General features: G+C 71.7%; 6 protein-coding genes and 1 pseudogene. 4 read left to right on the forward strand and 3 right to left on the reverse strand.

Features of this window, described 5'->3' with window-relative positions; all coding sequences use genetic code 11:
- Positions 1–1,856 (forward strand): annotated as a pseudogene (locus Q0C41_RS28100) (hypothetical protein); the annotation flags it as partial.
- A gap of 40 nt (positions 1,857–1,896) precedes the next feature.
- Entirely contained in the window at positions 1,897–2,739 is an 843-nt protein-coding gene (locus Q0C41_RS28105) for a metallophosphoesterase (RefSeq protein WP_291989753.1), read from the forward strand.
- Between the two features lie 9 nt (positions 2,740–2,748).
- Here the strand turns inward: Q0C41_RS28105 and purN are convergent, their stop codons facing one another.
- The gene (gene purN, locus Q0C41_RS28110) at positions 2,749–3,390 is read right to left on the reverse strand and encodes a phosphoribosylglycinamide formyltransferase (RefSeq protein WP_291989755.1); all 642 of its coding nucleotides are present in this window, start codon (positions 3,388–3,390) and stop codon (positions 2,749–2,751) included.
- Positions 3,391–3,481: 91 nt separating this feature from the next.
- Here purN and Q0C41_RS28115 point away from each other — a divergent pair, with 91 nt between their 5' ends.
- Positions 3,482–3,952 (forward strand): hypothetical protein, encoded by a 471-nt coding sequence (locus Q0C41_RS28115; protein WP_291989757.1) that lies wholly within the window; start codon positions 3,482–3,484, stop codon positions 3,950–3,952.
- A gap of 24 nt (positions 3,953–3,976) precedes the next feature.
- Positions 3,977–5,413, forward strand: coding sequence for a hypothetical protein (locus tag Q0C41_RS28120; protein ID WP_291989759.1), 1,437 nt, complete (start codon positions 3,977–3,979; stop codon positions 5,411–5,413).
- A gap of 33 nt (positions 5,414–5,446) precedes the next feature.
- Here the strand turns inward: Q0C41_RS28120 and purM are convergent, their stop codons facing one another.
- Both purM and Q0C41_RS28130 read right to left on the reverse strand, forming a co-directional pair.
- Entirely contained in the window at positions 5,447–6,475 is a 1,029-nt protein-coding gene (gene purM, locus Q0C41_RS28125; protein WP_291989761.1) for a phosphoribosylformylglycinamidine cyclo-ligase, read from the reverse strand.
- Between the two features lie 56 nt (positions 6,476–6,531).
- The coding region (locus Q0C41_RS28130) for a HEAT repeat domain-containing protein (protein WP_291989763.1) at positions 6,532–7,680 on the reverse strand (1,149 nt) is incomplete at its 5' end.

Genomic DNA, 7,680 nt, shown 5'->3' on the forward strand with positions numbered 1-7,680 from the left:
CGCGCCTCGATGCGGAGCTGGCCGACGCGCGCGCGGTGGAGCTGACCGCGGCACGCGAGGCCGCACGCGTCGCGGAGACCGCGATCGCCGAACTGGCGGTGGCGCGAGAGGAACTGATGTCGGCCCGGGATCTCCAGGCCGCGCTCGTCGAGGCGCGGACGACGATCGCCGCGCTCACCCTCGAGTCGGAAGAGCTCCAGCGGGTGCGACCGCGCCTCGAGCAGCTCGACACCCTGGGCGTGGATCTGGAAGCCATCCCCGGTCTCCTCGAAGCGACACAGCGCCTCATCTCCCTCGAAGAGAACGAACTGCCGGCCCTGCGCGCCCAGATCGAGGCGGCCCATGCCGCAAGCGGGGCGAGCGCCGAGGATGCCGAGCTGATCGAGGCCCTCAGAAGCCGGCTCGAGCGCTACGAGTCGCTCGGCGTCGACGTGGACACACTCCCCGCCCTGCTCGACGAGGCTCGTCGTCTGTCACAGCTCGAGCAGTCGGAGGTCCCCGCGCTCAGGCTCCAGATGGAGGCCGAGCGCGACGAGCACCTCGAAGAGGTCGCGCGCCTGCGCTCCATGCTGGCGCGTCTCGAGGCGCGTCCTGAAGCCGACCCCGACCTGGAGGCCGCCTTCCACGACGCGACCCGGCGCCTCACCGAACTCGAAACCGTCGACATCCCGTCCTTGCGCGATGCCGCCGTGAGCGCCACCGCCGAGCGGGAACTCGCCGTGGCGACGCTCGAAGCGCTGCAGGAACGCGTGCGCGAACTCGAGGCGACACTCTCGGCGGCCGAGGCGCGACGCATGGCCCTCGAGCACGACGTGCGCGAGGCCCATGAGGCCCAGTCGGCACCGGTCGTGCCGGCGGCGACGGTCGACGTTCCGGCCGAGCACGGGTGGATTCTGCAGGACATCGCCCAGGTCGGATTCGTGCGCACGACGTCCGAGGGACGCATCCTCGAATGCAACGCACACGCCGCGAGCCTGTGCGGCTATCGATCGCCGGCCGCGTTCATGGCGGCCGGTGCCCTGCCCGAGCCCCTGACGCTGCTCGCGACCGGCGACGGTCCGTCGCGCTTCGAGGTCTGCCTGCAGGTGGTCGAAGGTGGGCCCGCCCGCTGGATTGCCGGCGCGCGCCTGCCCGAGGGTCCGGAGGCCGGGGAGGTGACCTGGTTGCTGGCCGATGCCTCGGCTCACCGCTCGGACGTCGGCGTCGACCCCTCGAGTCCCGACACGCTGGCCGCCGTCCTCGAGGTCGTGGCGGCCGAATGTGCCTCGATCGTCGACGAACGCCCGGGGCCGTTCGCTGGCCCGCGGGCCATCGACGCGGAGTTCGAATCGTCGCCGAGTGCCGCGCGTGCGCTCGATCGCGCCCGCGTGCTCCTCGCGCAGGTCTCGACCTTCCGCAAGCGCCGCGAGGGCCTCGCCGCCCTCGACGAGCTCCGCACCCATCTGACCGCACTCGACCCGGTCCTCCGGCGGCTGGCCACGGACGACGTCGCCTGGAGCCTCTCGCTGCCGGACGATGCGCTCCATGTGAGTGCGTCGGGACCGGATATCGAACGCTGCCTGACTGCGCTCGTCACGAGTGCACGGGACGCCCTGCCGCTCGGCGGGCGACTCTCGCTCGTCGTACGCACGCCGGGCGCAGCGGACCTCCCCGGCACGGGCGACGTCCACCGCTTCGACGCCCATCTCGTCCTCGAGGCCCAGGGCTACGGCGTCGCCGACATCGACCTGCCCTCGACGCTGCGGGAGTTCGCCCTCGGCTTCGGCGGCGTGCTCGAGGTCCGCAGGGTCGACGCCCTGACGCAGCAGTTGTCACTGCGCGTCCCCCGCGCCTTCGTCGTGTCGCACGCCGCCTGACACGGCGAGTCGCCAGCAGGCCGGGGCGTACGATAGGGAGATGGCTGCCCGATCGACGCCTCGCCTCAGCCGGCGCGCCGTGCTCCGTCTCGCGACCGGCGTCACCGTCGGCCTCGTCGTCGGCGACGTGGCCTATGGCGGGCTCTACGCACGGCACCATCTCGGTGTCACGCGATCCGATGTGGCCTGTCTCGAGCTGCCGCCGGCGCTCGAGGGCCTGCGGATCGGCCTGATCACCGACACCCACCACAGCGCCTACACGTCCCTGCCGTTCATCGACGAGGCGGTGACCCTGCTGCAGCGGGAACGCCCGGACATGATCGTCCTCGGTGGCGACTACGTGACGCAGCAGAACCCCCGCTACATCGCCGATGCGGCGGCGCCCTTCGCGCGCCTCCGCGCCCGCGAGGGCGTGTTCGGCGTGCTCGGGAATCACGACGATCGCGTCGAGGTGCCCAAGGTGCTGCGTCGCGCCGGTGTGACGGTGCTGGACGACGCGCGGACTCGTCTGGTCGTGCGTGGGGAGACAGTCGACCTGATCGGACTCCACTACTGGACGCGAGGGCTGGACGACGTGGCCCGGCTCGCGCGCGGACGCGCGCCCTTCACCATGCTCCTCGCCCACGACCCGCGGCGACTGCACGAGGCGGCGGCCCTCGGCGTGCCGCTGGTGCTCTCGGGGCACACGCACGGGGGCCAGGTGTGGCTGCCGATGGTGGGCGCCCTCGCTGCGCGGAAGTTCCCCGTGGCCGAGGGGGTGACGCGCGAGCGGGAGACGTCGCTCTTCGTCAGCCGCGGCGTCGGCACGGTGCTGCTGCCGTGCCGCATCCACTGCCCGCCCGAAGTCGCCGTGGTGACGTTGCGTCGAGCGCCAACCGCCTGAGCGGGCCCGTCACTCGCAGACGAAGCGGCGCCCGTCGATGTGCCACCGACACGTCAGGACGCGGGCAATCGCGTCGGGATAGAGGCGATGCTCCTCGACCAGGATGCGGGCCGCCAACGACTCGGCGGTATCCGCGTCGTGCACCGGCACCGTGGCCTGCGCGATGATCGGCCCGGCGTCGAGTTCCGGCGTGACGAGGTGGACGGTGGCGCCGGCGACCTTGACGCCGTGGCTCCAGGCCTGGCGCTGGGCATCGACGCCGGGAAACGACGGCAGCAGCGACGGATGGACGTTGAGCACCGGTCCCGGCGCGCGCTCGAGGAAGAACGGGCTCAGGATCCGCATGAAGCCCGCCAGACAGATCACCGCCACGCCGGTCTCGGCCAGCCGGGCCACGAGGGCCTCCTCGAACGCTGCGCGCGATCCGAACGCCTTGTGATCGATCACGGCAGTCGGGATGCCGGCCGCGCGGGCGTGCTCGAGGCCGCCGGCGTCCGGGCGGTTCGCGATCACGATGCCGATGCGGGCGGCGAGGCGCCCGTCGCCGATGGCACGGATGATCGCCTGGAGGTTGCTGCCGCGCCCCGAGATCAGGACGCCGAGCACCGGCGGAGACGATGCGAGAGGCGACGCGGCACGTGCGTGGGTCATGCGGGCTCAAGGATAGAACGGCCGAGGCCGATTACCGCGATGGACGGCCAGATCCGTGCCCCAGGCGGGCGCCGTCACAGGGAGTTTCGGCATGCCCCACCATCCCCGCTCGACGCCGCCGGACGACACCCCGGAACGACGCACCTCTCCTCGGATTCCGGCCGCGGCCGTCCCATACCTGACGGCCCAGGTCGCCGGCGGACCGCCCGTGCGCCTGCTGGATCTCTGCAAGCGTGGCGTGCAACTCGAAACGACGGTCCACATGCGCCCGGGATGCTCGGTCGGCATCCGGTTCCTGGCCGGCGATGCCTCGCTGACCCTGACCGCCGCGGTGGTGCGATCCACCGTGGCCGTCTTCGAAAGCGATGGCGGGGTGACGTACCATACGGCCCTGGCCTTCAACGACGAGTTAAGCCTGTGTGACGAGGAATTCACGGCCGCCGCGAGCGAGCCGCGGGTGCCGTGCCGATCGGCAGCCGCACCAACCGACTACACGATGATCGTGATGGATGGCCGGCGCAGTCGCGCCATCCGGACCGGGGATGAACCTGCGTACCTGTAGTCCCTCCGTCGAGCCAGCGCCCGCATGAAGGTGCTGCTGCTGTCCACGAGTCCCCTCGGGGTCGCGGCCATCGACCGCGTGCTGCTGTCGGGATTGCAGCCCTCGGCGGTGGACGTGTGCCCATCGGTCGAAACGGCGCTCGGTCGCTTCGACACGTTCCCGCCCGACCTCGTGATCGTGAATCTCCCGGAGCCGGCGGCCAGCGGAGCGGTGCGGCGCATCCGCGATCGGGGCATCGAGACGCCCACCATGATCGTGGCCTCGGACGCGCGCATGCCTGCGGGTGACGCGCCCACCGCCCCCCTGCACGGCGGGCCCGGCCATGCAGACGGCCCGTACGCGCCAGCGCCTCTGCCTGCCCGCGCCGACGCCGACCTCCAGGTCCTCGACGACCGCAAGCCCTCCGGACCACCGCGCGTCACCGACGCCGACGCGCCTCGTGTCCCGACCGACGGCGCGGCGACGGACGCCCTCGATGTCGAGACACGCTGGCTGCTCTACGAAGTCGCCTCGATCGGCCATGTCTCGACGACCGTGGACGGCGACATCCTGGCGGCCAACGACGTGGCCACCCAGTTGCTCCGTCATTTCTCGCCGGAGGCCCGTCAGCCGGCGAGCGCCCTGCCGCGAGCCCTGCTCGACGCCGCAGGCGCGTACTCGCGCCGCCCGTCCCGCTTCGAGCTCTGCCTGCAGCGCAGTGACGACGCGACCCTGCACTGGATCGTGGGGCTGGCCCTCCCGCAGGGCGGAGTCCCGGCCACGGTCACCTGGTTCCTGACCGACGCGAGCGAGCAGCGTCTCGAGGCGAGGCGCGCCCGTTTCCTCCGGCGCATGGACGCGCTCACGCACGTGCTGTCGGCGGCCACCGCCGAATGCTCGACGCTGGTCGACACCGGCAGTCGGGCGCTGCTGGCAGCGCGGGCGCAGTTCCCCGACGACATCGACATCGGCCAGGCGCTCCAGGCCCTGTCGCGCACACAGGCCGTCCTCGCCCAGTTGGCGGGATTCGCCCGTCGCCGAGCGCGCCGACCGGCGCTGCGCGATCTGCGGGACCTGCTGGATCAGATCAGCCCGGTGCTCGTCCACGTGACCGGCGACGACGTGACGTGGACGATGGCCATCGGCGACGAGCCGCTGTACGCCTCACTCGATGTGAGTGAACTCGAGCAGTGCCTGGCGGCCATCGTCACGCAGGGGCGCGAGGCCCTGCCGTTGGGCGGGCAGATGCGCCTCACGCTGTCGGGGACCTTGCAGGAAGGCGCGGCCGACGAAGGCCGCGGCACGCGGCCGGAGATCACGATCGGCATCGAGCTGCAAGGCTACGGCCTGCAGCCCGTCGTGATCTCCGCGATCGTGCAGAACCAGGTGACGCGCATCGGCGCCGAGCTCGCCATCGAGCAACCGGACCACCTCACCACGCGCCTGGTGCTGCGACTGCCCCGCGTGTTCGTCACCAGCTAGCGCGGCGATCGGCGCTCGGCAGCGCCGCGCCCGTCAGCCGACGTACTGCACGTCGCGCTGACCGGCCACGATCTCGCCGATGACGCGGCCTTCCGATTCTCCGGCGTCGGCCAGACGCTCCAGCACGTGATGGACCTGCTGTGCGGAGACCACCAGCACCATGCCGATGCCCATGTTGAAGGTGCGCCAGGCGTCCGCGTCGGGCACGTCGCCCTTCTGCACCAGCCACGTGAAGAGCGCGGGGACGTCCCAGGAGGATCGGTCGATCCGCGCCGACGTGCCCTCCGGCAACACGCGGGGCACGTTGTCGGTGAGGCCGCCGCCGGTGATGTGCGCCATGCCGTTGACCAGGCCGTCGCGCACGAGCGGCAGCACCGGATTGAGGTACGACCGGTGCGGACGCAGCAGCGCCTCGCCGATGCCCGTACCGACCTCGGGAATGTGGTCGTGGATGGAGAGCATCAGCGTGTCGAACGCGATGCGCCGGGCGAGCGAGTAGCCGTTGGTGTGGAGCCCGGACGACGGCAGGCCGATGAGGGCATCACCGACGCGGATGCGGTCGCCGGTGAGGACCTGCGGCCGCTCGACGAGGCCGACGATGAAGCCGGCGAGGTCGTACTCGCGATTGGCATAGAAGCCGGGCATCTCGGCCGTCTCGCCGCCGAGCAGGGCACAGCCGTTGGCGCGGCACGCGCGCGCCAGCCCATCGACGATGTCCACGGCGACGTCGGGCGTCAGGATGCCGGTCGCCAGGTAGTCGAGGAAGAACAGCGGCCGCGCGCCCTGGACGAGGATGTCGTTGACGCAGTGGTTGACGAGGTCTTCGCCAATCGTCGTGTGGCGATTCATCATGAACGCCACCTTCAGCTTGGTCCCGACGCCGTCCGCACTGGCCACCAGCACGGGGTCGGTGGCGCCGGCGGCCTGCATGTGGAAGAGACCGCCGAACGACCCGATGTCCGAGAGCACACCGTTGGTGAAGGTGCCCTGCGCCAATCCGCGGATCCGCCGCACCACTTCGTGCCCCGCGTCGATGTCTACCCCTGACGACTTGTAATCCATGCGTAGTCCCCCGACCGCGGCCCGCGCAGCGCAGCGCTGGCCGTGGCGGTCCCGAATCAGAATTCCAGTGCGGTGATCAGCACCTGCGCGGCGGCCCGGACGGGCGCCTCCGGCGCGGCTTCCCAGTAGTTGCGGCGGATGGTGGCGAAGAACCGCTCCTCGGCGTAGTCCTCTTCGAGCATATCGAAGGCGTCGCGCAGGAGCAGCGTCGCGTCCTGCCGGGGCAGGCCGGGCACGATCGCCAGCAGTTGGCCCGGGTTGCGCATCACGGCCTGGCCCGTGGCCAGGGCGATGGGCGCGCGCACCGGGTCGTTGGACGGCATGCCGAGGGCGAAGAGCGCCGGCAGCGCCTCGGTCCGGCCGATGGCCGACAGGTCCGCCAGCGCGGTGGCCGACGCCCGCGCCAGCTCCTGGTAGCCGAGCGTGTGCGCGGCGAAGTCGAGCGACTCGCGCACGAACCGGGCGTGCCCGTCGCAGTTGCTGCCGAGTCCGCAGATGGCGGCGGCGACGGTGGGCTGCAGTTCCCGCGAGCCGGAGCGCTGCACGGCCACGAGCGTCGGAAGCCCCCGCTTGTCGCCGATCTGCCCGATCGCACGCACCGCATCGTCCTGGAGCGGGCCCTCGAGCAGCGCAATCGTCGCGATCTCGTCGAGGGCGTAGGCGGCCTTGTGGACACCCAGCGCTTCGATGACCGCGGCGCGGAAGAAGTCGACGCCGCGCATGACCTCGCGCTTCAGGACGGCCTGGACCTTCGCGTCGCTGCCGTGCGCCGCGATGGCGCGGACGAGGGCCGGGCGGACGAACTCGGCCTGCTCGCGTTCGAGGGCCTCGAGCAGACGCGGCACCAGGGTCGGAGACGGATGCTCTTCGACGTAGGCGTAAGCGACTTCCCTGAGGCGGTCGTTCTCGTCGGTGAGCGCCTCGAGGAAGACCGGCGTCGTCTTCGGGTCGTTGAATCCCGACAGCAGCACCAGCGCGCGGAAGCGAACGTAGCCGTCGACATGGCGTTTCGCCGCCTCGACGAGCAAGGGGACGACAACCGCCGCCGGAGCGCGGCGCACGGTGGCCGAGGCCTCGACGCGGGTCTTGTTGTCGAGCTTCCCGAGCGTGTCGATGGCCGCCTGCAGCGCCACCGGGTCGGCCACCGGGTCGGCGACAGCGGGCGCAGCGGGCGCCGGCCGGGTCGGTGACGCTGTCGGCGACGG

It is taken from the genome of Luteitalea sp., from assembly GCF_022842525.1.
Taxonomy (GTDB): domain Bacteria; phylum Acidobacteriota; class Vicinamibacteria; order Vicinamibacterales; family Vicinamibacteraceae; genus Luteitalea.